Source organism: Streptomyces sp. NPDC017890 (assembly GCF_044328675.1).
GTDB lineage: Bacteria > Actinomycetota > Actinomycetes > Streptomycetales > Streptomycetaceae > Streptomyces.
In genome coordinates this window covers 116,484-141,487 of sequence record NZ_JBIRHU010000003.1, presented here as the reverse complement: position 1 = coordinate 141,487, position 25,004 = coordinate 116,484, and the positions used below count along the sequence as shown (strand labels likewise).

The 25,004-nt window shown below is 73.2% G+C and carries 23 protein-coding genes and 1 pseudogene; 10 read left to right on the top strand and 14 right to left on the bottom strand.

The window, feature by feature from the left end:
• The first annotated feature begins 53 nt into the window (after window positions 1-53).
• From ACH4F2_RS05575 to narI, 4 genes are read left to right on the top strand one after another with little or no spacing between them, the layout of a single operon-like run.
• Window positions 54-3,749, top strand: a complete 3,696-nt coding sequence (locus ACH4F2_RS05575; protein WP_398131386.1) for a nitrate reductase subunit alpha — start codon at window positions 54-56, stop codon at window positions 3,747-3,749.
• Window positions 3,749-5,344, top strand: coding sequence for a nitrate reductase subunit beta (gene narH, locus ACH4F2_RS05570; RefSeq protein ID WP_398131385.1), 1,596 nt, complete (start codon window positions 3,749-3,751; stop codon window positions 5,342-5,344). Before ACH4F2_RS05575 ends, narH begins: the two co-directional genes overlap by 1 nt.
• 4 nt (window positions 5,345-5,348) lie before the next feature.
• Window positions 5,349-5,843: a nitrate reductase molybdenum cofactor assembly chaperone gene (gene narJ, locus ACH4F2_RS05565; protein WP_398131384.1), complete on the top strand. Its 495-nt coding sequence runs from the start codon at window positions 5,349-5,351 to the stop codon at window positions 5,841-5,843.
• Entirely contained in the window at window positions 5,840-6,562 is a 723-nt protein-coding gene (gene narI / locus ACH4F2_RS05560; protein WP_398131383.1) for a respiratory nitrate reductase subunit gamma, read from the top strand. The genes narJ and narI overlap by 4 nt, the downstream gene beginning before the upstream one ends.
• Before the next feature lie 6 nt (window positions 6,563-6,568).
• On the opposite strand, the gene ACH4F2_RS05555 is transcribed toward narI, so the two are convergent.
• The 5 genes and pseudogenes from ACH4F2_RS05555 to ACH4F2_RS05535 all read right to left on the bottom strand — a co-directional run bounded on the left by ACH4F2_RS05555 (window position 6,569) and on the right by ACH4F2_RS05535 (window position 11,621).
• Window positions 6,569-6,994, bottom strand: coding sequence for an OsmC family protein (locus ACH4F2_RS05555; protein WP_043377849.1), 426 nt, complete (start codon window positions 6,992-6,994; stop codon window positions 6,569-6,571).
• An 87-nt stretch (window positions 6,995-7,081) separates the two neighbouring features.
• Window positions 7,082-7,371, bottom strand: a pseudogene (locus tag ACH4F2_RS05550) (hypothetical protein); the annotation flags it as partial.
• 101 nt (window positions 7,372-7,472) lie between these two features.
• The gene (locus tag ACH4F2_RS05545) at window positions 7,473-8,885 is read right to left on the bottom strand and encodes an amino acid permease (RefSeq protein ID WP_398131382.1); all 1,413 of its coding nucleotides are present in this window, start codon (window positions 8,883-8,885) and stop codon (window positions 7,473-7,475) included.
• A gap of 84 nt (window positions 8,886-8,969) precedes the next feature.
• A complete protein-coding gene (locus ACH4F2_RS05540) occupies window positions 8,970-11,114 on the bottom strand; it encodes a phage holin family protein (protein ID WP_398131381.1) in 2,145 nt (714 codons plus the stop codon).
• Window positions 11,115-11,219: 105 nt separating this feature from the next.
• Window positions 11,220-11,621 (bottom strand): hypothetical protein, encoded by a 402-nt coding sequence (locus ACH4F2_RS05535; RefSeq protein ID WP_398131380.1) that lies wholly within the window; start codon window positions 11,619-11,621, stop codon window positions 11,220-11,222.
• Window positions 11,622-11,704: 83 nt separating this feature from the next.
• Between ACH4F2_RS05535 and ACH4F2_RS05530 the strand changes: the two genes are divergently transcribed.
• The gene (locus ACH4F2_RS05530) at window positions 11,705-12,478 is read left to right on the top strand and encodes an MBL fold metallo-hydrolase (RefSeq protein ID WP_398131379.1); all 774 of its coding nucleotides are present in this window, start codon (window positions 11,705-11,707) and stop codon (window positions 12,476-12,478) included.
• Window positions 12,475-13,101, top strand: coding sequence for a DedA family protein (locus ACH4F2_RS05525; protein ID WP_398131378.1), 627 nt, complete (start codon window positions 12,475-12,477; stop codon window positions 13,099-13,101). Before ACH4F2_RS05530 ends, ACH4F2_RS05525 begins: the two co-directional genes overlap by 4 nt.
• Window positions 13,102-13,357: 256 nt before the next feature.
• Here ACH4F2_RS05525 and ACH4F2_RS05520 read toward each other — a convergent pair whose 3' ends face one another.
• The 8 genes from ACH4F2_RS05520 to ACH4F2_RS05485 all read right to left on the bottom strand — a co-directional run bounded on the left by ACH4F2_RS05520 (window position 13,358) and on the right by ACH4F2_RS05485 (window position 21,695).
• Window positions 13,358-14,455, bottom strand: coding sequence for an MBL fold metallo-hydrolase (locus ACH4F2_RS05520; RefSeq protein ID WP_398131377.1), 1,098 nt, complete (start codon window positions 14,453-14,455; stop codon window positions 13,358-13,360).
• Window positions 14,452-15,768 (bottom strand): aminotransferase class I/II-fold pyridoxal phosphate-dependent enzyme, encoded by a 1,317-nt coding sequence (locus ACH4F2_RS05515; protein WP_398131376.1) that lies wholly within the window; start codon window positions 15,766-15,768, stop codon window positions 14,452-14,454. The genes ACH4F2_RS05520 and ACH4F2_RS05515 overlap by 4 nt, the downstream gene beginning before the upstream one ends.
• A gap of 142 nt (window positions 15,769-15,910) precedes the next feature.
• Entirely contained in the window at window positions 15,911-16,702 is a 792-nt protein-coding gene (locus tag ACH4F2_RS05510; protein WP_398131375.1) for a hypothetical protein, read from the bottom strand.
• A gap of 196 nt (window positions 16,703-16,898) precedes the next feature.
• Complete coding sequence (locus ACH4F2_RS05505; RefSeq protein WP_398131374.1) at window positions 16,899-17,693, bottom strand: RNA polymerase sigma factor SigF; 795 nt, start codon at window positions 17,691-17,693, stop codon at window positions 16,899-16,901.
• 463 nt (window positions 17,694-18,156) lie between these two features.
• A complete protein-coding gene (locus tag ACH4F2_RS05500) occupies window positions 18,157-18,573 on the bottom strand; it encodes a VOC family protein (RefSeq protein ID WP_398131373.1) in 417 nt (138 codons plus the stop codon).
• 5 nt (window positions 18,574-18,578) lie between these two features.
• Window positions 18,579-19,007 (bottom strand): helix-turn-helix domain-containing protein, encoded by a 429-nt coding sequence (locus tag ACH4F2_RS05495; protein ID WP_398131372.1) that lies wholly within the window; start codon window positions 19,005-19,007, stop codon window positions 18,579-18,581.
• A gap of 60 nt (window positions 19,008-19,067) precedes the next feature.
• A complete protein-coding gene (locus ACH4F2_RS05490) occupies window positions 19,068-21,461 on the bottom strand; it encodes an ATP-binding cassette domain-containing protein (RefSeq protein WP_398131371.1) in 2,394 nt (797 codons plus the stop codon).
• Window positions 21,462-21,530: 69 nt separating this feature from the next.
• Window positions 21,531-21,695 (bottom strand): hypothetical protein, encoded by a 165-nt coding sequence (locus ACH4F2_RS05485; protein ID WP_398131370.1) that lies wholly within the window; start codon window positions 21,693-21,695, stop codon window positions 21,531-21,533.
• Window positions 21,696-21,896: 201 nt separating this feature from the next.
• On the opposite strand from ACH4F2_RS05485, the gene ACH4F2_RS05480 reads away from it, so the two are divergent.
• From ACH4F2_RS05480 to ACH4F2_RS05470, 3 genes are all read left to right on the top strand, one after another.
• Entirely contained in the window at window positions 21,897-22,304 is a 408-nt protein-coding gene (locus ACH4F2_RS05480; RefSeq protein WP_398131369.1) for a DUF2795 domain-containing protein, read from the top strand.
• 20 nt (window positions 22,305-22,324) lie between these two features.
• Complete coding sequence (locus ACH4F2_RS05475; RefSeq protein WP_398131368.1) at window positions 22,325-22,768, top strand: CBS domain-containing protein; 444 nt, start codon at window positions 22,325-22,327, stop codon at window positions 22,766-22,768.
• Between the two features lie 87 nt (window positions 22,769-22,855).
• Window positions 22,856-23,398 (top strand): type 1 glutamine amidotransferase domain-containing protein, encoded by a 543-nt coding sequence (locus tag ACH4F2_RS05470; protein WP_398131367.1) that lies wholly within the window; start codon window positions 22,856-22,858, stop codon window positions 23,396-23,398.
• 144 nt (window positions 23,399-23,542) lie between these two features.
• On the opposite strand, the gene ACH4F2_RS05465 is transcribed toward ACH4F2_RS05470, so the two are convergent.
• Window positions 23,543-23,821 (bottom strand): DUF6158 family protein, encoded by a 279-nt coding sequence (locus ACH4F2_RS05465; protein WP_398131366.1) that lies wholly within the window; start codon window positions 23,819-23,821, stop codon window positions 23,543-23,545.
• Window positions 23,822-23,881: 60 nt separating this feature from the next.
• Here ACH4F2_RS05465 and ACH4F2_RS05460 point away from each other — a divergent pair, with 60 nt between their 5' ends.
• Window positions 23,882-25,003: a Vms1/Ankzf1 family peptidyl-tRNA hydrolase gene (locus tag ACH4F2_RS05460; protein WP_398131365.1), complete on the top strand. Its 1,122-nt coding sequence runs from the start codon at window positions 23,882-23,884 to the stop codon at window positions 25,001-25,003.
• Window position 25,004 lies beyond the last annotated feature (1 nt).

Genomic DNA, 25,004 nt, shown 5'->3' with positions numbered 1-25,004 from the left:
CGCGCCCGCCCCTAGGTTCGAAAGCCAGGGCCCGGTCGAGCAAGGGAGCGCACGTGACCGACACGCGGACACCGCCCACCGAGCCGGGCGCGGCGCTGCTGCGGGCGGGACGGTACTTCCGGCCGGGCACGGCCGCGCCCGACCTGCACAGCATCGGGCTGGTGGGCGGCCGGGAGTCGGACGCCTTCTACCGGGACCGCTGGAGCCACGACAAGGTCGTGACGTCCACGCACGGCGTGAACTGCACCGGCTCGTGCCGCTGGAACGTGTTCGTCAAGGACGGCATCATCACCTGGGAGACCCAGGCGACGGACTATCCGTCGGTCGGCCCGGACCGTCCCGAGTACGAGCCGCGCGGCTGTCCCCGGGGCGCGGCGTTCTCCTGGTACACGTACTCGCCGACCCGCGTGCGCTACCCGTACGTGCGCGGGGTGCTCCTCGAGATGTACCGGGAGGCGAAGGCGCGGCTGTCGGACCCGGTGCTGGCCTGGGCCGACATCCAGGGCGACCCGGAGCGGCGGCGGCGCTACCAGCGGGCGCGCGGCAAGGGCGGCCTGGTCCGGGCGACCTGGGACGAGGCCGTCGAGATGGTCGCGGCGGCCCACGTCCACACCATCCGCACCCAGGGCCCCGACCGCATCGCGGGTTTCTCCCCCATCCCGGCGATGTCCATGGTGTCGCACGCGGCGGGCGCCCGCTTCCACTCCCTCATCGGCGCCCCGATGCTGTCGTTCTACGACTGGTACGCCGACCTGCCCGTGGCGTCGCCGCAGGTCTTCGGCGACCAGACGGACGTGCCGGAGTCGGGCGACTGGTGGGACGCGGCGTATCTGATCATGTGGGGTTCGAACGTCCCGGTGACCCGCACACCGGACGCGCACTGGATGGCGGAGGCCCGCTACCGGGGCCAGAAGGTCGTGGTCGTCTCCCCCGACTACGCCGACAACACCAAGTTCGCCGACCAGTGGCTGCACCCGCACCCCGGGACGGACGCCGCGCTGGCCCTGGCGATGGGGCACGTGGTGCTCAAGGAGTTCTTCGTCGACCGCGTCACCTCCTTCTTCGACGACTACGTGCGGCGCTTCACCGACCTGCCGTTCCTCGTGACCCTGACCGAGCGGGACGGGGCCCACGTACCGGCGAAGTTCCTGCGCGCCGCCGACCTGGAGCAGAAGGGCGAGGATGCGCGCTGGAAGACGGTCGTGCTGGACGAGGCGACGGGCCGCGCGGTCGTCCCGAACGGCTCGCTGGGCTTCCGCTGGAACGAGGCGGACCAGGGCCGGTGGAACCTCGACCTCGGTGACGTGCGGCCCCGGCTGAGCCTGCACGGCCACGAGATGGCGTCGGGCGTCGAAGTACTGCTCCCCCGCTTCGACACGGAGGGCGGCGCGCACGCGCAGGGCCGCGGGGACGTCGTCCGGCGGGGCGTACCGGCGACGCGGCTCGGCGGGGCGGGCGGGCCGCTGGTGACGACGGTGTTCGACCTGCTGCTGGCGCAGTACGGCGTGGCGCGTGACGGGGTGCCGGGTGACTGGCCGGCGTCGTACGAGGACGCGGCCGCGCCCGGCACCCCGGCCTGGCAGGAGACGCACACCTCGGTACCGGCCGCGGCCTGCGTGCGGATCGCCCGGGAGTTCGCGCGCACCGCCGAGCGTTCCAAGGGCCGCTGCATGATCCTGATGGGCGCGGGCACGAACCACTGGTTCCACTCGGAGACGATCTACCGGACCTTCCTCGCCCTGCTCCAGCTGACCGGCTGCCAGGGCCGCAACGGCGGCGGCTGGGCGCACTACGTGGGTCAGGAGAAGTGCCGGCCGGTGACCGGCTGGGCGTCGCTGGCCGCCGCGTCGGACTGGTCGCGCCCGCCGCGCCAGATGATCGGCACCGCGTACTGGTTCCTGAACACCGACCAGTGGCGCTACGACCGGTTCGGCGCGGACGTGCTGGCCTCGCCGCTGGGCGAGGGACGGCTGACGGGGATGACGGGCGCGGACTGCCTGGCGCTGTCGGCACGGACGGGGTGGATGCCGTCGTACCCGACCTTCGACCGCAACCCGCTGGAGCTGGGCGAGACGTTCGGCGACCCGGTGGCGAACGCGGTGGCCGAACTGCGGGCGGGCACGCTCAGGTTCGCCTGCGAGGATCCGGACGCGCCGGAGAACTGGCCGCGGATCCTGACCCTGTGGCGGGCCAATCTGCTCGGCTCGTCGGCGAAGGGCGCCGAGTACTTCACCAAGCACCTCCTCGGCACGCACTCCTCGCTGCGTGCCCAGGAGGCCGCGCCTCACGAACGCCCACGGGACGTGGTGTGGCACGACGAGGCGCCCGAGGGGAAACTCGACCTGCTGCTGTCGCTGGACTTCCGGCACACCTCGTCCACGCTCCTGTCCGACGTGGTGCTGCCCGCCGCGACCTGGTACGAGAAGCACGACCTGTCCAGCACGGACATGCACCCCTACGTGCACGCCTTCTCCCCGGCCGTGGACCCGCCGTGGCAGACGCGGACCGACTTCGACACCTTCAAGGTGCTGGCGGAGAAGCTGAGCGAGCTCGCCGCCGGGCATCTCGGCGTGCGCAAGGACCTGGTGGCGGCGCCCCTCCAGCACGACACCCCGGGCGAGATCGCCCAGCCGGGCGGGGTCGTACGGGACTGGCGGCGCGGGGAGTGCGGTCCGGAGCCGGGAAAGACCCTGCCGAACCTCACGGTCGTGGAGCGGGACTACACGGCGGTCGGCGCGAAGTTCGCGGCGCTGGGCCCGCTGGTGGAGGCCAAGGGCCTGCCCGCCAAGGGCATCACCCTGAAGCCGGACGAGGAGGTGGAGCGGCTGCGGCACATGAACGGCGCGGTGCGCGGCGGCCCGGCCGACGGGCGTCCGGCACTGGACACGGCGGTGAAGGCCGCCAACACCATCCTGGCCCTCTCCGGCACGACCAACGGGCGCCTGGCCGTCCAGGGCTTCCACACGCTGGAGGCGAAGACCGGGCAGGCCATGGCCCACCTGGCCGCCGAGCACGAGGGCAAACGGGTCACGTACGCGGACACCCAGGCGGCGCCCGTGCCGGTGATCACCTCGCCGGAGTGGTCGGGCAGCGAGGCCGGCGGGCGCCGGTACACGGCGTTCACGCTGAACACCGAGCACCTCAAGCCCTGGCACACCCTCACCGGCCGCCAGCACTTCTTCCTCGACCACGACTGGATGCACGAGCTGGGCGAGGCGCTCCCGGTGTACCGGCCGCCCCTGGACATGAGCCGGCTGTTCGGCGAGCCGCGGCTCGGCCCGGACGGCCACCGGGAGGTGACGGTCCGCTACCTCACCCCGCACAACAAGTGGTCCATCCACTCCGAGTACCAGGACAACCTGTTCATGCTGGCGCTGTCCCGGGGAGGCCAGACCATCTGGATGTCGACGCAGGACGCGGAGGCGATCGGCGTGTCCGACGACGACTGGATCGAGGCGGTCAACCGCAACGGCGTGGTCGTGGCCCGCGCGATCGTCTCGCACCGCATGCCGCCCGGCACGGTCTACATGCACCACGCGCAGGAACGCACGGTCAACGTCCCGCTCGCGGAGACCACCGGCAAACGCGGCGGCATCCACAACTCGCTCACCCGCCTCATCCTGAAACCGACCCATCTCATCGGCGGCTACGCCCAGCTGTCCTGGGCGTTCAACTACCTCGGCCCGACGGGCAACCAGCGTGACGAGGTCACCGTGATCCGCCGCCGCGGCCAGGAGGTCGAGTACTGATGCGCCCGATGGCCCAGATCGCGATGGTCATGAACCTCGACAAGTGCATCGGCTGCCACACCTGCTCGGTCACCTGCAAGCAGGCGTGGACCAACCGGCGCGGCATGGAGTACGTCTGGTTCAACAACGTCGAGACCCGCCCCGGCCAGGGCTACCCCCGCCGCTACGAGGACCAGGAGAAGTGGCAGGGCGGCTGGGAACTGAACCGGCGGGGCGCGCTGAAGCTGAAGGCGGGAGGCCGGTTCAAGAAGCTCGCCGGGATCTTCTCCAACCCGAGACTGCCGGAGATCAAGGACTACTACGAACCCTGGACGTACGACTACAAGAACCTCACCGACGCCCCGCTCGGCGACGACTACCCGGTGGCGCGGCCCGTCTCGCAGCTCGACGGCAAGCCGATGAAGATCGGCTGGTCCTCGAACTGGGACGACAACCTGGGCGGCGCCCCCGCCTACGGCGACCTCGACCCGATGGTGGAGCGCACGCGGCAGCAGGCCTCGGAGAAGGTGCGGTTCGCGTACGAAGAGACCTTCATGTTCTACCTGCCGCGCATCTGCGAGCACTGCCTCAATCCGTCGTGCGTGGCGTCCTGTCCGTCCGGGGCGATGTACAAGCGGTCCGAGGACGGCATCGTCCTGGTCGACCAGGACCGCTGCCGGGGCTGGCGGATGTGCGTGACGGGATGCCCGTACAAGAAGGTGTACTTCAACCACCGCACCGGCAAGGCCGAGAAGTGCACCTTCTGCTATCCGCGCATCGAGGTGGGCCAGCCGACGGTCTGCTCGGAGACCTGTGTGGGACGGCTCAGGTACCTGGGGGTGGTGCTGTACGACGCCGACAAGGTGACCGAGGCGGCCTCCACAGCGAGTGAACAGGACCTGTACGAGGCCCAGCTGGGGGTGTTCCTCGACCCGGAGGACCCGGCGGTGCGGCGGGCGGCACAGGAGGCGGGGATCCCGTTCGACTGGCTGGAGGCGGCCCGGCGCTCCCCCGTGCACGCGCTGGTGAGCAGGTACCGGGTGGCGCTGCCGCTGCATCCGGAGTACCGCACCATGCCGATGGTCTGGTACATCCCTCCGCTGTCACCGGTGGTGGACGCGCTGACGGAGACCGGGCACGACGGCGAGGACGCGGACAACCTGTTCGGCGCGATCGACACGCTGCGGATCCCCCTGGAGTACCTGGCCGAACTGTTCACGGCGGGCGACGTCGGACCGGTGCGGGCCTCGCTGGAGAAGCTGGCGGCGATGCGCGCCCACATGCGGTCGGTCAACCTCGGCGAGCCCCCTGACCCGGCCATCAGCGCGGGCGTCGGCATGCGTCCCGAGGAGGTCGAGGACATGTACCGGCTGCTGGCGATCGCCAAGTACGAGGAGCGGTACGTGATCCCGACGGCGGCCGTCGGGGACGCGCACCGGCTGGAGGCGTCGGCGCTGCCGGACACGTGCAGCCTGGACACCGACGGCGGTCCGGGGATGGGCGGCGACGGGCCGTTCGGCCAGGACTCGGGACGCCGGAGGCTGCCGCTGGTGCCGGTGGAGAACTTCCACATCCTGCGCAGGCGGCAGACCGCGGACGACGAGAGGGAGGTCTGATCCGATGCCCGGGTTCGAGGTGCTGTACCAGGCGGCGGCGCTCTGTCTGACGTATCCCGACGACGACTTCCGTGCCCGGCTGCCGCTGCTGCGCGAGGCCGCGCCGCAACTGCGCGCCTTCACCGACCACGCGGCCGTGACGCCGCAGGGCGAACTCCAGGCGCACTACGTGGAGGTCTTCGACTTCAAGAACCGGCACAGCCTGTACCTGAGCTGGTGGACCGACGGCGACACCCGCAACCGCGGGATGTCACTGGTCCGCTTCAAGGAGCTGTACCGCGCCCACGGCCTGGAGTTCACGGGCGAGGAGCTGCCGGACTTCCTGCCCGCGGTACTGGAGTTCGTCTCCCGCACCGGGGACATCGGCATGCTCACCGAGCACCGCGACGCCCTTGACCGGCTCCGCTCCCGGCTCACCGCCTTCGGCACGCCCTACGCGTGCGTCCTGGACGCCGTGTACGCCACCCTGCCGCCCGCACCCACCGGAGCCCGCCCGTGACCGTCTTCCTCTGGGGCGTCCTGCCCTACGCCGCGTTCGCCCTGCTGATCGCCGGCCTGATCTGGCGGCACCGCTACGACCGCTTCGGCTGGACGACGCGGTCCTCGCAGGTCTACGAGTCGAAGCTGCTGAACATCGCCTCGCCGGTGTTCCACTACGGCATCCTGTTCGTGCTGGTCGGCCACCTCGTCGGGCTGTTCGTCCCGGAGTCGTGGACGGACGCGCTGGGCGTGAGCGAGCACGCGTACCACCTGCTGTCCCTGTACGGCGGCACGGCGGCCGGGGTACTGGCGGTGGCCGGGATCCTGATCCTCATCTACCGGCGGCGCACCAACGCGCCCGTCTTCCGGGCGACGACCGCCAACGACAAGGCCATGTACGTCTTCCTGCTCGGCGCGATCGTCCTGGGCATGGTGGCCAAGCTCGCGCACTCCTCCGGCACCGGCTACGACTACCGGCACACCATCGCGCCCTGGTCGCGCAGCCTGTTCACCCTCCAGCCGAAGACGGAGCTGATGGTGGGGGTGCCGGTGCTGTACCAGGTGCACGCGGTGATCGGGATGGTGCTGATCGCCCTGGTGCCCTACACCCGGCTCGTGCACATGTTCAGCGCGCCGGTGCAGTACCTGGTCCGGCCTTACGTGGTCTACCGGTCGCGCGACCCCAGGCAGCTGGGGCCGCGCCCGGACCGGCGGGGCTGGGAGCGCGCCGGCTCCTAGCCGTTGCTAGGCCAGCTTCGCCGTGAGGGTGATGGTCGTGCCGGTCAGGGCCTGGCTGACCGGGCAGTTCTTCTTGGCGTCCTCGGCCGCGGCGACGAACGCGTCGTTGTCGAGGCCGGGGACGGTGCCCTCCACGGTGAGGTGGATGCCCTTGATGCCCTCGCCGGGCTGGAAGGTGACGTCGGCGGAGGTGGTGAGCTTGGTGGGCGGGGTGCCGGCGCCGGCCAGGCCGTGCGACAGCGCCATGGAGAAGCAGCTGGAGTGGGCGGCGGCGATCAGCTCTTCCGGGCTGGTCTTGCCGTTCGCCTGCTCGGCGCGCGACGGCCACGACACCGGCTGCTCGCCGATGCCGGACGAGTCGAAGGTGACGACACCGTTGCCCTCGAGCAGGTTGCCTTCCCAGACGGTGTGTGCGGAGCGCGTGGTTGCCACGGCGGGTCCTCTCGAATTCGCTTGCTGTACTGGGGCGGTGGGAGCCCGTCTCCGGGTTCCTCACCCCCCATCCGATCACACTCCGGCTCAGCTCACGCGGAAGACCGGTCCTCGGACGGTGAACGGCAGCCGCGCGCCCTGCGGGATCAGGCAGGCGTGCTCGCGCCGTACCCGAAGTACGGCGCACCAGCCGTCGGTGATGACGAGCACCGCGCGAAGTCGTCGGCGCGCAGCAGCGCGTCGACGCCGGGCTGGAGGGCGGTGCCGGCGCGGCCGTGCCCCCGCACCCGGCCGGCGATGTCCGTCGCGGGCGGGTACCCGGCGTCGTGCGGTTCCGCGTCGCGGCACACGACCCGGGCGGCGGGTACGCCGCGGGCCTGTGACGGCTGCCTGCACGCAGCAGCTCCTCGGGCTGCTGTGCGAAGCGGACCCGCACCGGTGTGGGCGGGACGGGGGACGGGGCCCGTAGGCAGCCGAATCACCGCGCGGCGGGACCGTCCTGCCGCCGCCTGCGGGCGGCCATGACCGCGTACACCAGCACGCCCGCGAAGAGGAAGAGCACGCCCTGGTAGACCGCCGCGTAGCCGGCGCCCGCGACCAGCCAGAGGGAGAACCCGGCCGCGACCGCCGCGATCACGCCGTCCCGCACCAGCCGCGCCCGGTCGACCTTTTCGCCCTGCCCGGAGACCAGGTGGAAGATCTGCGCGGCGGTGGCCAGCAGGTACGGCACGGTCGCGGTGAAGGTGGTGACGAGCACGAGCACCTCGAAGACCTTCGCCGAGCCGGACGTGTAGTTGTACACGGTGAGCAGGGAGGCCAGGACGACGGTGACACCGACGCCCACCGTCGGCACGCCGCGCCGCCTGCGGGCGAACGCGGCCGGGAAGAGGCCGTCCTTCGCCGCCGCGTACGGGGTCTGGGCGCTCAGCAGCGTCCAGCCGTTGAGGCAGCCGGTCATCGACACCAGGGCGGCGAGCGCGACGGCCCAGCCGCCCCAGGCGCCGCCGAACATGGTGTTCACGGCGTCGGAGAAGGGCGCGGTGGAGGTCACCAGTCGGTCGTGGGAGACGGTGCCGAAGACGGAGAGCGTGCCCAGCAGGTAGACGAGGGCGGCGCCCGCGGTGCCGATGATCGTGGCCCGGCCGACCGTGCGGCGGGGGTCCTTGACCTCGCCGGCGCTGACGGCGGCGGACTCCACGCCGAGGTAGGAGAAGAGCAGGATCGCGGCGGCGGCGGAGACCGCGCCGATGCCGCTGCCGCCGCTCGCGTTGAACGGGCCCAGGTTGTCCGGGTCGAAGAAGAACAGCCCGCCGACCGCGACGAGCAGCAGCGGCGCGAACTTCAGCACGGTGGAGACGAGCTGCACGGCGCCGACATAGCGGGTGCCCGCGAAGTTGGCGAGCGCCGGCAGCCACTGGATGACGAGCGCGGCCAGGCATGCGGTCCAGCGGTGGTCGTTCACCGGGATCAGGACGTCGAGGTAGCCGACGGCTGCGACGGCGAGCGCCGCGTTGGACACCCAGGTGGTGATCCAGTACGCCCAGGCGGCGAGGAAGCCGGCGAAGTCGCCGAACGCCTCGCGTGCGTACACGTAGGGGCCGCCGGTGCGCGGGTCGCGGGCGGCGAGGCGGCCGAAGACCAGGGCGAGCGCGATGGCACCGACGGTCAGGACACCGAAGGCGAGCAGGCTGATGGTGCCGAAGGGGGCGACGGAGGCCGGGAGCAGGAAGATGCCGCCGCCGATGATGTTGCCCATGACCAGGGCGGTGGCGACGGGGAGCCCGAAGCGGCGGGCGTGCCTGCCGCTGCCGGGGGCCGGAGCGGAGTCGGAGGCCGCGGGGGGTTCCTGCGGGTCCGGAGCCGGTGGGGGGACGGTCCCGGTGACGTGCATGGGGTGGGGCGCCTTCCTTGGAACTGGTGCCCGGGATCGCCGGGACGGCGCCCATGGTCGGGCACGGTCCGGCGTGGCTCCAAATCAGGCGCTTTTGTCCTGCACGACCCCGTCCGGGACGGGAAAAGGTCCGCCCTCGACGGCCCTGTACCGGGGATCCTCCACGGGCACCTGCGGGCCGTTCGACTCGCGCAGCCAGCGGCGCAGGATCCGGTGGACGTGCTCGGCCCCGACGATCTCCGCGCCCTCGGCGACCGGCGCGGACAGCACGACCGGCGACAGGAGGAAGGCGCGGGACTGGGCGCCGCCGAGTCCGCCGTGCGAGCCGATCTGCTCCTCGAAGGCGAGGACCTCGCCGTCGGCCGGGTCGTGGAAGGAGTTGACCATGATGTCGGCGGTGTGCGGGAAGGAGTGTGTGCGGCGCACGGCGTCGGCGGCGCCGGGTCCGAAGGGCGCGAGCGGGCCGGGTTGTTCGTCGAGCCGGTCCAGGGGGATCTCCGCGCCGCGCGCGCCGAGCACCACACCGCCGTGCCTCTCGCTGCGCACCAGCAGGAAGCCGATGCCGGGGTGGTTGGCGAGGGTGGGCAGCAGGGCGGGGTGGCGGGCGTCGATCTCCTCCCGGGTCATCCGGTGCGGCACGTCCGGGAAGGAGACCAGGCCCAGGTTGCCGGAGGCCAGCACGATCGGCTCCGAGCGGCGGCCCGTGGGCGTGTCGGCGGGGCGCTGCTGCTCGGCGCCCTCCTCGACGGGCCGGTGCAGGGCGGCCCGCACGGTGTTGCGGGCCTCGGCGCCGCTGCGGGTGCGCTGGGCGCGGCGCGGTACGGGCAGTCCGCAGCCGGCCCGCACCAGGTCGCCGAGGGTGAGGCCGTAGCGGGCGCGGAAGGTCTCGCCGGGGCTCTGGCCGTGGTCGGACAGGACGACGATCCGGTACTTGCGGGGGGCGTGCTCGGCGACCTTCTCGATCAGCGCGAGCGCGCGGTCGAGCCGCTGGAGGACCTTCGAGGCGTCCCGGCCGGCCGGGCCGGAGTGGTGCGCCACCTCGTCGTAGGCCACCAGGTCGGCGTAGACGGCGGTGCGTCCGGCGAGCATGTCGCCCATCACCGCGGCGACGACGACGTCCCGTTCGACGACGGTCGCGAAGGCACGGACGAAGGGGTAGAGGCCGCCGCGGGAGACCCGCGGGCGGACCTTGCGCACGCGGGCGCGGGTGGACTGGCCGATCTCCCGGCACACCTCGGCCACGAAGGACATGGCGGTGCGGACGGCGTTGGCCGGGTCGGAGAAGTAGGCGAAGTACCCGGAGCGGGACCGCGTCCGGGGGCTGCGGCGGCGGGTGGCGATGGAGAGCACGAGGGCCTGTTCGTCGGCGCCGCCGCCGAACAGGTTGCCGCGGCTGGCGCCGTCGAAGGTGAGCAGTCCGCCGTCGCCGGTGTGTCTGACGGCGCGGTGCTGGAGTTCGGCGGCGCTGGTCGGGCGGTTGCAGACGACGACCTCGCCGCTGTCCTTCTCGTACCAGCGGAAGGCGGGGACGTCGTGGTTGCTGCCGTGCAGTATGCCGAGCTGGCTGGCGCCGGTCTGACTGGACCAGTCGGTGCGCCACCGGGCGAGCCGGTGGGTCGCCGACGTGCCGTCCCGGCCGAGCCAGCGGGCGACGGTGGGCATGACGCCGTCGCCGACGGCGTCCAGCAGGACGTCGTGGCCGACGCCGTCCAGTTGCAGGAAGACGGTGCCGGGATCGGACGGGCAGGGCGGGCCGGATCTGCGGCGGCGGTCGGCGAGGCGGTAGAGCCGTCGCCGGTAGGCGTCGTCGTCCCGCACGGCCAGGGCGCCGCCCGTGGCGGAGGCGACGGCGGACATGACGGCGGCCACCACGACCGCCGTCTCGGGGGCGACGCCGCCGCGCCCCGCCGGGTTCACGTCGATGGCGAGGAGCAGCAGCCCGCCGTTGAGGAAGAAGACGAGGAGCCCGAGGACCAGTGCCGGCACCAGGAGCAGCAGCCGGACCAGCAGCGGCCACACCAGGGCGGACAGCAGGCCGAAGGCGCCGGCGCCGATCGCGGCGGTCATGGCGATGTCGGTCGCGCTGTCGCCGTCGGGCGACTGGAGCCGGAAGTCCGGCAGGATCCCGGCCAGCACGAGCACGGTGAGGGTGGATACCGCCCACACCGCGACACTCCGCCCGACCTGACTGGCGACCCGGCGCCAACGGCCTCCACCCACGCTCCGCACACCTCACGTCCCGGCCCGTCGTCCGCGCGGGCCTTCCCCACCCTGTCACAACGGTCCGGAGCACCCGTTTGTCCCCCCGGGTCCGGTTCACACCCCGCGGTCGTGTCAGCGGCCGTCGTATCCCGCCGTCGGCATCGACAGTCTGCGGTGCACGCACGCCTTCATCCGGGCGTCGTAGGACGGTTCCGCGTGGCCGGCCGTCTCGACGCGGACCCCGCGTCGCGCGCACTCCGCGGTGAACTCCTCCACGGACGACAGCGCGCTCTCCAGCACCCGGAGACTGGGCGCCACGAACAGGTCGTGCCCGGGGCGGACACCGTCCCACAGAGCGTCGTGGTCGGGCCGCAGGCCGCGTACCAGCAGCTCCCTGGCGACGACGTATCCGTGCTCCGCGGCCCAGCGGGCGCACATGGCGTGCTGGCTGCGCGAGTCGACCAGGAAGGGATCGTCGTCCAGCTGTTCCAGCGGCGTCAGACTCGCGATCGCCGTCACCCTCACCGGCCCCATGGTGTCCCCCTCACCTCCCGTTTTCGCCGCCGACCCTACTCCTGGACGTAGGCTGCGGGGAGTCGCGCGAAGGAGGCAAAGAGGTGCCGGTGGAGCTCACCTGGTGGGGTCACGCCACCTGCACGGTCGAGGACTCGGACATCCGTGTGCTCACCGACCCGCTGTTCGCCCGCAGGCTCGCCCATCTGCGTCGCAGGCGGGGCGCGGTGCCGCCGCCGGACGCCTGGCGCGCGGACGTGGCGCTCGTCTCCCACCTGCACGCCGACCACCTGCACGTGCCGTCGCTCGCGCGGCTCGCGCCGGGCACGCGCCTGCTCGTGCCCCGGGGCGCGCGCCGGGCGGTGCCAGGGCTGCGCCGGCTCGGGCACCTGGAGGTGGGCGAGGTGGCTCCGGGCGACGAGGCAACGGTCGGTGACCTGCGGATACGGGCGGTGCCGGCACGGCACGACGGCCGGCGGCTGCCGGTCGGACGGCACCGCTCCCCCGCGCTCGGCTATGTCGTCGAGGGTGAGGCACGGACGTACTTCGCCGGGGACACCGGCCTGTTCGACGGCATGGAGAAGGAGGTCGGGCCGGTCGACGCGGCCCTGTTGCCGGTGGGCGGCTGGGGGCCGTACCTGGGCGAGGAGCATCTGGACGCGGGGCGCGCGGCCGAGGCGCTGGCCCGGCTGGCGCCGCGCACGGCGGTGCCGGTGCACTACGGCACGTACTGGCCGATCGGTATGGACGCCGTGCGCCCCCACGAGTTCCACACGCCGGGCGACGAGTTCGTGCGCCTGTCGGCGCTGCGCGCGCCGGGGGTGTCGGTGCACCGGCTGGGGCACGGCGAGCGGGTCCGGGTGGAGGTCGCACGGTGAGCTGGCTGGCCGCCGCCACGACGGGCATACCGACCGATCCTGCGCAGCAGGCGTTCGGTTATCCGTCGCTGTTCCTGCTGGTGCTGATCGGGGCGCTGGTGCCGGTGGTGCCGACGGGCGCGCTGGTGAGTTCGGCGGCCGTGGTGGCGATGCACCAGACGGTGCCGTTCTCCATGCTGATGGTGTTCGTGACGGCGTCGCTGGCCGCGTTCTGCGGGGACATGGCGCTGTACTGGCTGGGGCGGCGCGGCGTCGGCTCGAAGAACGGGTCACGCTGGCTGGAGGCGATCCGGTCGCGGGCGCCCGAGGACCGGCTGGAGCAGGCGCAGAAGAAGCTCGCCGAGCACGATGTCGCTGTACTCGTGCTGTCCCGGCTGGTGCCGGCGGGGCGCATACCGGTGATGCTGGCCTGTCTGCTGGCCAAGTGGCCGCTGCGCCGGTTCGCCCGCGGCAACCTGCCGGCCTGCCTGGCCTGGGCGGTGACGTACCAGCTGATCGGCGTCCTGAGCGGCGCGCTGTTCAGCAAGCCCTGGGAGGGTGTGGCCGCGGCGATCGCGCTGACCGTACTGGTCGGCGGGGCGCCGAGCGTGTGGCGGCGCTGGCGGGGACCGGCGAAGGCGTAGGCCTCCGGCGGCAGGGCCCTGGGGAGGCGTGAGCCCGCAGGATGAGCGGGCGGCCCGGGATCGCCCCGCCGGAATCACGCCGTGCGGCGGGGCAGCCCTGGGCGGCACGGGTCGACCGGCGTGTCCGGTGCCAACGTCCTTGTGAACGGACCGCGCGCGCGACCGCGCGGCCGGACGCGCCGTCGGCCGTTTCGCGGCCCTCGGTGACGCCCCTGCCCGGCAGGCGACGGCGTCGGCCCGGACAGGCGGCCGGGGGTCACTCCAGCACGCGGGAGCCGCCGATCGGGAGGTCCCACAGGTGCTCCCGGGGCAGACCCGCCCGCTGCCAGGCGGCGCGTACGCGGGTGAGCGGTTCCAGTACGGGTTCCGCGGAGAGGACGAAAGTGCCCCAGTGCATCGGCGCCATCCGGCGGGCACCGACGTCCTGGGCGGCCCGCACCGCTTCCTCCGGGTCGCAGTGCACGTCGCTCAGCCACCAGCGGGGGTCGTAGGCGCCGATCGGGAGCATGGCGAGGTCGATTCCGGGGTAGCGGCGGCCGATGCGCGTGAACCAGTGGCCGTACCCGGTGTCGCCGGCGAAGTACACGCGCCGGCCGTCGGGGTCGGTGAGGACCCAGCCGCCCCACAGCGTGCGGCAGGTGTCGGTGAGGGTGCGCTTGGACCAGTGGTGGGCCGGCACGAAGTCGAAGCGGACACCGTCCAGCTCGGCCGCCTCCCACCAGTCCAGCTCGGTGACGCGGGTGAAGCGGCGGCGGTGGAACCAGCGGCCGAGCCCGGCCGGCGCGAAGACGGGCGTGTCGCGCGGCAGCCGGCGCAGGGTGGGGGCGTCCAGGTGGTCGTAGTGGTTGTGGCTGACGACGACCGCGTCGACGCGCGGCAGGGCGCTCCAAGGGACGCCGACGGGGGTGACACGGGCCGGGGTGCCGAGGATGCGGCGGGACCATACCGGGTCGGTGAGCACGGTGAGCCCGCCGACGCGCACCACCCAGCTGGCGTGTCCCGCCCAGGTGACGGCGACGGTGCGGGCGTCCACGCGGGGCAGCGGGCCGGGAGCGTACGGCAGTCGGGGGATCTCGGCGAGGCCCTCGGGGCGGGGTCTGACCGCGCCCTCGCGGGCGAATCTGGCCAAGGCCTTCAGACCGGGCAGCGGCGCGGTGAGCCGGTCGTGGAAGGTCCTCGGCCACACCCGGTGTTCGGCCAACGGCCGGGGATCGGCGAGCGGCGGGGACGGGGAGGCCGAGGAGTACGTGCCCGGCGGAGCTTCGGTGTCCTCGGCGGACGTGGCCGTGGACGCGGGGGTGCTCGTGGACGTGCCCGTGGTCGTGGTCGTGGTGGACGGGGGCTGCTGGGTCATCGAGGAGACTCCCATCGCTGAGCGTCACGGAGATCGTCGAAGACCGACTTCAGGCCGGTCAACGCGCGTTGCACGTGTGCCAGTCCCACCGGGTCGGGGGACGTGAGGCACTCCGCGCGCCGCTCGTCGGTGCCGCCGAGCAGGGGGCCGGTGGCGAGCCGGACGCGCAGGGCCGGGAGGTCGTCGCCGAAGCGGTGGCCGCCGGGGGCGGGCATACCGAGCCGGGCGGTGAGGAAGTCCTCCAGTTCCTGGGCGTCGCCGACACCCTGGGCACCGAGCGCGTCGCGCAGCGGGCCGAGATCGGCGTACAGGTGGCGGCCGGCCTGCGGAGGCCTGGCGGTGGCCCCCGCGGCGACGACGGCGGAGTGCACGGCGGCGGCCACGCGCGCGTGCAGGCGTACGGCGGCCGACCGGCGGGCGGTGACCGGCTCGGGTTCGGCGAGCGCGTACCCGGCCGCGGCTGCGACGGGCGCGGCGACGCGGGCGCCGAGCGCGGTGAGTACGTCGAGCACGCGCGCGTGCAGGCCGTCCCCGGCGGCGGACGCGGGGAAGCGGGCGACGGCGGCCGGCCAGCCCGGCGGCAGCAGCGCCCCGGCCAGGTCGGTGACGACGGTGACCCGTTCGGGCAGCATCTCCGCGGGGCTGAGCACGACGGTGGCGTGCGGGTCGTGCAGGGTGTCGCGCCAGGTCTCGTCGCTGACCAGGTGCAGTCCCTCGCCGGCGGCGGCCTCGACGGCCTCGTGCAGCAGGTCGGGCGGCGCGACGGTGCCCGTGGGGTCGTCGGCGACGGACAGGACGAGCAGCCGTGGATCGCCGCCCTCCGTGCGGACCCGGCGGACGGTTTCCAGGAGGGCGTACGGGTCGGGGACGCCGCCGGACTCGGCCGGGGTCGGCACGTGGAAGACGGGTCTGCCCAGCAGCCGCGCGTACGGCGCCCACCAGGCGGCGCAGGGGCGGGGCACCAGGACGTCGCCGCCGAGCGCGGCCGTCAGGGCGAGCAGCAGGGCGTTGGCGCCGGGCGCGGCGGCCACGTGGCCGGGCTCGGTGGGCAGGCCGCGCCGGTCCCAGTAGCCGCAGGCGGCGTCCAGGAGCGCGGGGGCGCCGCCGGCCGGTTCGTCCTGGCCCCGGCCGGCCGCGGCGGCGAGGTGGGCGGACAGTTCGGGCAGCACGGGCAGTCCGTCGTCGGGAAAGTGCGGACCGTAGCGGACGGGGCCGTGCCCCACGGCGTCATGACCAGCGGCATGAACTGCACGGTCGCCGCCTGCACGGTCGTCACCCCCGAAGTCGTGGCCTTCGCGGTCCGTCCGCCGCATACGTGCCTCCGCGCAGTCCGTGGTGCCGTGTCCTGTCGCCGTCCGGCCGGGTGCTCTTCCGTTGCTCCCAGTACCCACCGTGGCCGCCTGGCATGGCTGTGGCCCGGGGCGAGCGGACGCACCCGGTCCACCGCCGTGCGGGTCAGCGGTGCTCGGCGTCTTCGCGCAGGCGGAGCCGCAGCCGGTGCGCGGCCGCGCCGAACGCGCCCGCGATCAGGGCGCCGCCGGCGACCAGTGCCGGCATCGAGTCGGTGAAGGCCCCGCCGGTACCGGCCCGCACCCCGTGCTGCGCGGTCGCGCCGCCGCAGGGCTTTCCCTTCGCGGAGGTCTCGCCGTGCCGGGCCTCCGGGTCGGGACAGGCCGGCTCGGTGGCGCCGCACGGCTCGCCCGGCGCGGCGGGCTCGGGGCACGGGGGTTTGGCGCCAACCCCGTTCGCCCCGGCCCCGTTCGCCCCGGGCACGGTCATCGTCGCGCTCCACGGAGCGCCCTCGCCGCCGGATGCCTCCGGGCAGGCACCGTCGACGGTCCACGCGTCCTCGGAGCCCGCGGCGTCCGGGGCGGTCTCGAACTCCTCGGCGGGGACTATGCGAGCGGTGCCCCGGTAGGCGGGCCCGGACGTCGTCCCGTCACCTCCCCCCACCTTGCGCAGCTCGACGGTGCCCTCGTCGAAGGCCGCTGAGGTGGCGTCGAGGGTCGCGGGCGCGACCCCGCCGGTCGGCGCGCAGGAGACGGAGACGGTGACGGTGCCGCCCGGTGTCACGTCGGCCGGGCTGACCTCGGCGGCGGGTTCCCCGACGCCGGCCGACGGCGGGGGGACGCCCGGCTCGGCGGACGGCGGGGGGACGCCCGGCTCGGCCGGGGCGGGGGCCGCGCCGAAGCCGAGGGCGGCACTGGCCAGGACGGCGGTGGACAGGGCACGGGCGGTGCGGCGCATGGGGCGGGCTCCTTCGAGCGACGGCTGCGGGGCACGGCACACTCGCGCCCCCTCGGCCATCACAGCCCGCCCGGTACGGACGCGCGCGCCACCGTGCGCCGTTCGCGGGAACGGGACGCCCGAGCGGGTGAGCACCGGGTTTCGGCACACCGCCGCCGCTTCGGCCCGGATCGCCCGCCGCTTCGGCCCCGCCGGCTCAGGCGGCCTGGTCGCGCAGTACCTGCTCCCGCACCCGGTTGCAGCAGCGGCTGATCAGGCGGGAGACGTGCATCTGGGAGATGCCGAGCTGTTCGGCGATGCGGCTCTGGGTCATGTCGTCGAAGAAGCGCATGTAGAGGATGGCGCGTTCCCGCTCGGGCAGGGCGGCGAGGCGGTCCTTGACGGCCTCGCGGTCGACGACGGTGTCGAGGGCCGGGTCCAGGGCGCCGAGGGCGTCGCCGAGTGAGTAGCCGTCCTCGCTGCCGGGGAGCTCCGCGTCCAGGGACAGGGCCGTGAAGCTCTCCAGGGCCTCCAGGCCCACCCGGACGTCCTCCTCGCTCAGATCGGCGTGCTCGGCGATCTCTGCGACGGTGGGCCTGCGGCCGGAGATGGTCTGGGACAGGTCCTGACCGGCGAAGCGCACGCGGTTGCGCAGGTCCTGGACCCGGCGCGGCACGTGCAGGGTCCACATGTGGTCGCGGAAGTGCCGCTTGATCTCTCCGGTGACCGTCGGCACGGCATAGCTCTCGAAGGCGTTGCCGCGCTCGGGGTCGTACCGGTCGACGGCCTTGACCAGGCCGAGGGCAGCGACCTGGCGCAGGTCCTCGTAGCTCTCGCCGCGGCTGCGGAACCGTCCCGCGAGCCGTTCGGCCATGGGGAGCCAGGCCTCGACGATCCGGTCGCGGACCGCGTCGCGTTCCGGACCGTCGGGAAGGGTGGTGAGTCGGCGGAAGGCGTCGGCGGTGTCGGGGGCGTCGTCGTGCGGGTGCTTCACGCTGGCGTGGATCGGCATGGTGCGTCGCAACTCCCTCGGAGCGCGGGGTCCTGTCGTCGCGGCCGGGCGACGGCCCGGTCGGCACGGCCGGTGCGGACGGCACCGGAACTCGTGGACCTCCGGTGCGCGGGACGGGCGTCACCGGTGCGACGACACGGCCCTTGGGTTCGGGCGGTCACCGTGGGAGGGCGTCCGGCCCGGACGGACGCATCCGTGACGGCGTCGCGCCGCTCCCACGGACGTGCCTCCTGTCCGAAGCACTGAACTTGCGCCTGCCCCCTGGGCCACACGGCAAACACCCGGAGGTCTTCCGTGCGGGCCCGGGGCCACCCGTACCGCTGCCGCCGGCATCACCCGTCGACCCGGCAGGGACCCGTCGCATGTTCGGGCGGGCTCGACGGCCGGCCGCTACGCCCGGCCCCTGCCCCCGCGGCCCGGCGCGCGGTCCGGCACGAGGGGCCGCGGGATGCCCGTACGACGGTCACCTCCCGCGCGGCTGGTTGAAGCGCAGCATGGTGCCGGAGGGGTCGCGGAAGGCGCAGTCGCGGGCGCCGTAGGGCTGGTCGACCGGCTCCTGGAGGACCTCGGCGCCGGCGGCGCGGATGCGTTCGAAGGTGGCGTCGACGTCGTCGGTGGTGAAGATGACGCCGCGCAGCAGGCCCTTCGCCAGCAGCTCGGCCATGGCCTCCTTGTCGGCGGTCGAGGCGTTCGGGTCGGTGAGCGGGGGTTCGAGGACGATGTCCACGCCGGGCTGGGCCGGGGAGCCGACGGTCACCCAGCGCATGCCCTCGAACGCGACGTCGGCCCGCACCTCCAGTCCGAGCACGTCCCGGTAGAAGGCGAGCGCCTTGTCGTGGTCGTCGACGGCTATGAAGCACTGCGAGAGGCTGATGTCCATGCGCGTCACGCTACGGGCGGGGTCGCGGGCCTCGCTTCTCCGTTCCTGACCGGTCGCGTGTAGATCTTGGCGACGCAGGCGGGGATGTCGGCGCCGTCGGCATGGTCGCGGGCCCGGTACGCGCTCGGGCTCTCGCCGACCAGTTCGGTGAAGCGCGAGCTGAACGACCCCAGTGAGGTACAGCCGACCTCGAAGCAGACCTCCGTGACGGACAGGTCGCCGCGCCGCAGCAGGGCCTTGGCCCGTTCGATCCGGCGCGTCATCAGGTAGCTGTACGGCGTCTCCCCGTACGCGGCGCGGAAGCTGCGGGAGAAGTGGCCCGCCGACATGAGGGCGACGCGCGCGAGCGCCGGGACGTCGAGCGGCTCGGCGTATCTGCGGTCCATCAGGTCGCGGGCCCGGCGCAGCCGTGCCAGATCCTCCAACGTCGTCACCCCACCACGATCCCACAGCGCCGGGCGCGGACGGTACCGGCGCTGTGGGATCGTTCGCGGTCAGGCGCCGACGTACGCCGCGAGGTGCTCGCCGGTGAGGGTGGAGCGGTCCGCGACGAGGTCGGCGGGGGTGCCCTCGAAGACGATGCGGCCGCCGTCGTGGCCGGCACCGGGGCCGAGGTCGATGATCCAGTCGGCGTGCGCCATGACCGCCTGGTGGTGCTCGATGACGATGACCGACTTGCCTGCGTCGACGAGCCGGTCGAGGAGGCCGAGCAGTTGCTCGACGTCGGCGAGGTGCAGGCCGGTGGTGGGCTCGTCGAGGACGTAGACGCCGCCCTTGTCGCCCATGTGGGTGGCCAGCTTGAGCCGCTGGCGCTCGCCTCCGGACAGCGTGGTGAGCGGCTGGCCGAGGGTGAGGTAGCCGAGCCCGACGTCGGCGAGCCGGTCGAGGATCTTGTGCGCGGCCGGGGTGCGGGCCTCGCCGGTGGCGAAGAACTCCTCCGCCTGCGCCACCGACATCGCGAGCACCTCGCTGATGTCCCGGCCGCCGAGACGGTACTCCAGGACCGAGGCCTGGAACCGTTTCCCCTCGCAGTCCTCGCAGGGCGTGGCGACGCCCGCCATCATCGCCAGGTCGGTGTAGATGACACCGGCCCCGTTGCAGGTGGGGCAGGCGCCCTCGGAGTTGGCGCTGAAGAGGGCGGGCTTGACGCCGTTGGCCTTGGCGAAGGCCTTGCGGATCGGGTCGAGCAGCCCCGTGTACGTCGCCGGGTTGCTCCGCCGGGAGCCCTTGATGGGGCTCTGGTCGACCGATACGACGTCGGCGCCCGCGCCGGCCGGCACCGAGCCGTGGATCAGCGAGCTCTTGCCGGAGCCCGCCACGCCGGTGACCACGCAGAGCACGCCGAGCGGGACGTCGACGTCGACGCCCTGCAGGTTGTGTGTCGTGGCGTCGCGGATCTCCAGCGTCCCGGTGGGCTCGCGGACCGTCTCCTTGAGGGACGACCGGTCGTCGAGGTGGCGGCCGGTGACGGTGTCGCCGGCCCGCAGCCCCTCCACGGTGCCCTCGAAGCAGACGGTGCCGCCCGCCGTGCCGGCGCCGGGACCGAGGTCGACGACGTGGTCGGCGATCGCGATCGTCTCCGGCTTGTGCTCGACGACGAGCACCGTGTTGCCCTTGTCCCGCAGCCGCAGCAGCAGGTCGTTCATGCGCTGGATGTCGTGGGGGTGCAGGCCGACGGTGGGCTCGTCGAAGACGTACGTGGTGTCGGTGAGGGACGAGCCGAGGTGGCGGATCATCTTGACGCGCTGCGCCTCGCCGCCCGACAGGGTGCCCGCCGGCCGGTCGAGCGAGAGGTAGCCGAGGCCGATCTCGACGAACGAGTCGAGGGTGTCCCGCAGCGCCGTGAGCAACGGCGCCACCGACGGGTCGTCGAGAGCGCGGACCCACTCGGCCAGGTCGCGGATCTCCATCGCGCAGGCGTCGGCGATGCTGAGCTTCCCGATCCTCGACGACCGGGCGCCCTCGCTGAGCCGGGTGCCGTCGCACTCGGGACAGGTGGTGAAGGTGACCGCCCGCTCCACGAACGCCCGGATGTGCGGCTGCATCGCCTCCTTGTCCTTGGACAGGAACGACTTCTGGATCTTCGGGATCAGTCCTTCGTAGGTGAGGTTGACGCCGCTGACCTTCACCTTGACGGGCTCGCCGTAGAGGAAGTCCCGCAGTTCCTTCTCGGTGTAGTCGCGGATCGGCTTGTCCGGGTCCACGAAACCGGACTGGGCGTAGACCTGCACGGTCCACTGGCTGTCCGACTTCCAGCCGGGGATGGTGAACGCGCCCTCGGACAGCGACTTGGAGTCGTCGTAGAGCTGGGAGAGGTCGATGTCGGAGACCTTGCCCCGGCCCTCGCAGTGGGTGCACATGCCGCCGGTGCGCTCGTACGTCGCCTTGACGGCCTTCTTGTTGCCGCGCTCGACGGTGATCGCGCCGCTCGCCCGGACGGAGGCGGTGTTGAAGGAGTACGCACTGGGCGGTCCGATGTGCGGGTCCCCGAGCCGGCTGAAGAGGATGCGCAGCATCGCGTTGACGTCGGTGGCGGTGCCGACCGTGGAACGGGGGTCGGCTCCCATCCGCTGCTGGTCCACGATGATCGCGGTGGTCAGGCCGTCGAGGACGTCGACCTCGGGGCGGGCGAGCGTCGGCATGAAGCCCTGGACGAAGGCGCTGTAGGTCTCGTTGATCAGCCGCTGCGACTCGGCGGCGATCGTGTTGAACACCAGAGAGCTCTTGCCCGAGCCGGAGACGCCGGTGAACACCGTCAGCCGGCGCTTGGGAATCTCGATGCTGACGTCCTTGAGATTGTTCTCGCGGGCGCCGTGCACACGGATCAGGTCGTGGCTGTCGGCGACGTGCGGCACGGCCGGCCGGTCCGTTCTCCTGGCGCTGCTCATCGTGTCTCCATCTGTCGGGCGGGTCAGCAGGGACACGCTAGACGGAGCACGACGGGCACCGCTTCTCGATTACTGATCCGCTTGCCCGGCCGCCGCCTCGGCTGCCTCGGCCGTGCCGGGATCGTCGGCGGCGCTCGGCGCGGTGCCCGGCAGTACCAAGTCCTCGTAGAGCCCCAGGGCCAGCACCACGCCGAGCATGAGGACGGGGATGAACACAGCGAGCAGCACCGCCATGATCCGTCCTTCCCGACAAGGGGTGGGCGTGGGGGGTGGTGGCTTGGGCCGGGTTCCCCGTGTCCGCCGGGCAAACCGGCGGTGCACGCGGGCACACGCAGCGTGCCGGGGGAAATCGGACCGGACCCGTCCGGATGAATCCGTGTCGGCCCGCGGTGCCCGGGTACGCGGTCGGCACCCCTGAAGGATGTGGAGGGAGACATGCAGCGAGGCAGTGACCGGATGAGCGTCCACCGTGACGACGAGATGAAGCACGAACTGCAGGGCCTGCTCAGGTCCGGGCACCCCACCCGCAGCGAGGAGTGGAACGACCCGGAACCGGCCGCGGAGGACGACCCCGAGGTCACCTACGGACCGGTGACGCCGGGCCGCGGACCGACGTACCTGGAGGCACTCCGGCTCGAACTGGCCCGGAACCTGACCCGGGGCACCTTCCCCGCGAACCCGCGGGAACTGACCCGCGCGCTGCGCCGCGGCAACGCGCCCGACGCCCTCGTCGAGGGTCTGGAAAGGCTGCCGCACAAGGCTCGCTACGGCAACGTCCAGGAACTGGCGGTGGCCCTGACCGAGAACGGCGGATCCGGAGCGGCCGGGCCGCGGAGCGCGTAGGCGCCGGAAAGGACGGGCCCATGACCGGCAACGCGGCCGAGTACGTGCGGGATGTCATGACCCCGGGTGTGGCCGCCGTCCGCCCGGACTCCTCCCTCGTCGAGGCGGCGCGGCTGATGCGCACGCAGGACATCGGTGATGTGGTGGTCGCGGACGGGCAGAACGTCGTGGGTCTGCTCACCGACCGGGACATCACGGTGCGGGCGGTGGCGGAAGGCCTCGACCCGATGGCGGTGGGCGTCCGGGCGGTCTGCACCCGCGACCCGCTGACGGTCTCCCCGCACGAGCCGGTCGCGGACGCGGTGGCGCTGATGCGCGAGCACGCCGTGCGACGGCTGCCGGTCGTGGAGGACGGGCTGCCGGTCGGGATGGTGAGCCTCGGCGACCTGGCCGAGGCCCGGGATCCCGCCTCGGCGCTCGCCGGCATCAGCCGCGCTGAACCGGACGCCACGGACAGCGAGTAGGACGGGCCGAACGCCCCAGACACACACGCGCCGGGCGGCGACGCCGGCCGACGCGCCAGGAAAGCGCCAGGAAAGGAATCCGACCACATGCGCATCGCATTTCTGACCGCGCCCGAGGGCGTGGAGCAGGTCGAGCTGACCGAGCCGTGGCGGGCGGCGAAGGAGGCGGGGCACGAGCCCGTGCTCGTCTCCACGCAGTCCGGTGAGATCCAGGGCTTCAACCACCTCGACAAGGCGGACACGTTCCCGGTGGACGAGGTGGTGGGCGACACGTCGGCCGACTCGTTCGGCGGGCTGGTCCTGCCCGGCGGCGTGGCCAACCCGGACTTCCTGCGGACCGACGACAAGGCCGTGGGGTTCGTCAAGGACTTCTTCGAGCAGGGCCGACCGGTGGCCGCCATCTGCCACGCCCCGTGGACGCTCGTCGAGGCGGACGTCGTACGCGGCCGGGTCATGACCTCGTGGCCCAGTCTGCGGACCGACCTCCGCAACGCGGGCGCCACCTGGGTCGACGAACAGGTCAAGGTCTGCGACCACGGCGACAACGTCCTGATCACCAGCCGCAAGCCGGACGACCTCGAGGCGTTCTGCGAGACCTTCCTCGCCGAGTTCGCCAAGGCGGGCGGCTGAGACGGAGGCGGGCGGCCGGGAACCGGGGCGAGAGAGCCCTCACGTGAGGCCCGGCCCGCCGGTGCGCCCCGATCGCGCCGGCGGGCCGGGCCTCATGCCTGCCCTGCCCGCACAGTGAGTACGGCCGGTGCGGGCAGGGCGTACTCAACCGCCGGGGGTGGTGGCGTCCGCGCCGCCCCGTTCCCGGGCGCCCTCGCGGGTACGGCCCGCGGCGACCGGGCGCCGGGGGTTGCGGCGCAGCCACTCGCCCTCCAGCTGCGCCATGCGGTCGTTGTGGGCCCGCAGCGCGTCGTTCGATCCGTACAACAGGGCGTCGTGGCGTGTGCGGTGGATGGTCTCCAGCTCCTTCATGAGCTGTTGGTCGTCCAGCCGGCCCGGGTCCACTCCGGTCATGGTGTCGTCCCGCGTGTCGTGTTCGTTCATGCGGTCCGGGTACCCGCCCCGGAAGCACTACCACCCCCGAGCGGCACCCGGGAGGGAGCCATGGATCTCGCGTTTCTGCACCCCCTCTACGAACATCAGGGGCCCTGGGCCTCCGTGTACGTCGATCTCTCCCGTCACACGGAGGACACCCCCCACGAACGTGAGCTGACGGCCGCCGCGGTGGCCCGGGAGCTGGCGGAGCAGGGCGCGGACGACGCGACCTGCCGGGCCGTGAGGGAGGCGGTGGAGGGACTGCGCCACGCCGCCGACCCGCACGGGCGGGCGCTGTTCGCGTGTGCCGGGCGGGTGGTCCTCGATCCGCCGCTGGCCCGGCCCCCGTACGGCGGGACCACCGCCGACTGGGCGCCGCTGCCGCACGTGTCACCGCTGCTGGACCTGGCCGGTGAGGACCCGGTGTGCGTGGTGGCGTACATCGACCGCAAGGGCGCCGACTTCGAGCTGCGCAGCGCGCTGGGCAGCTCCGACGCGGGCGGTGTGACCGGCCGGCAGTGGCCGGTGCACCGTACGAGCAGCGTCGACTGGTCGGAGCGCCACTTCCAGCTGCGGGTGGAGAACACCTGGGAGCACAACGCCGCGGAGATCGCGGACGCGCTCGCCGTGTGCCAGGAGGAGACGGGCGCCGACCTGCTGATCCTGGTGGGTGACGACCGGGAGCGGCGGTCCGTGCACGAGCGGCTGCCGAGGCGGCTGCAGGACCGGATCGCCGAGGCTTCGCGCGGCGCCGGCAGCAGGCTGCTGGACGACGAGGTGGAGCGGCTGCGCGACGACCACGTGCGCTCGCGCGCCCAGGAGGACCTGGACCGGTTCCTGGCCGCCCGGACGCCGGACGGCCAGGGCCGGGCCGGCGCCGCGGAGGGCGTGCCCGCGCTGGTCGAGGCCGCCCGGGAGCACCGCATCGACGAGCTGCTGGTCATCCCGGACGCCCCCGACACCCACCGCGAGGTGTGGATCGGCGAGGACGCCGACCAGCTGGCGGTGCGCCGTACGGAGCTGAAGACGCTCGGCGAGCAGAACTCCTGGTCGGCCCGCGCGGACGACGCCCTGCTGCGCTCGGCGGTGATGACCGGCGCCCCCGCGATCTCCGTGACGCCGGCCCTGCCGTCCGAGGCGGCGGACAAGGCACCGGTGGGCGGCCTGGGAGCGCTGCTGCGCTGGAAGTGAC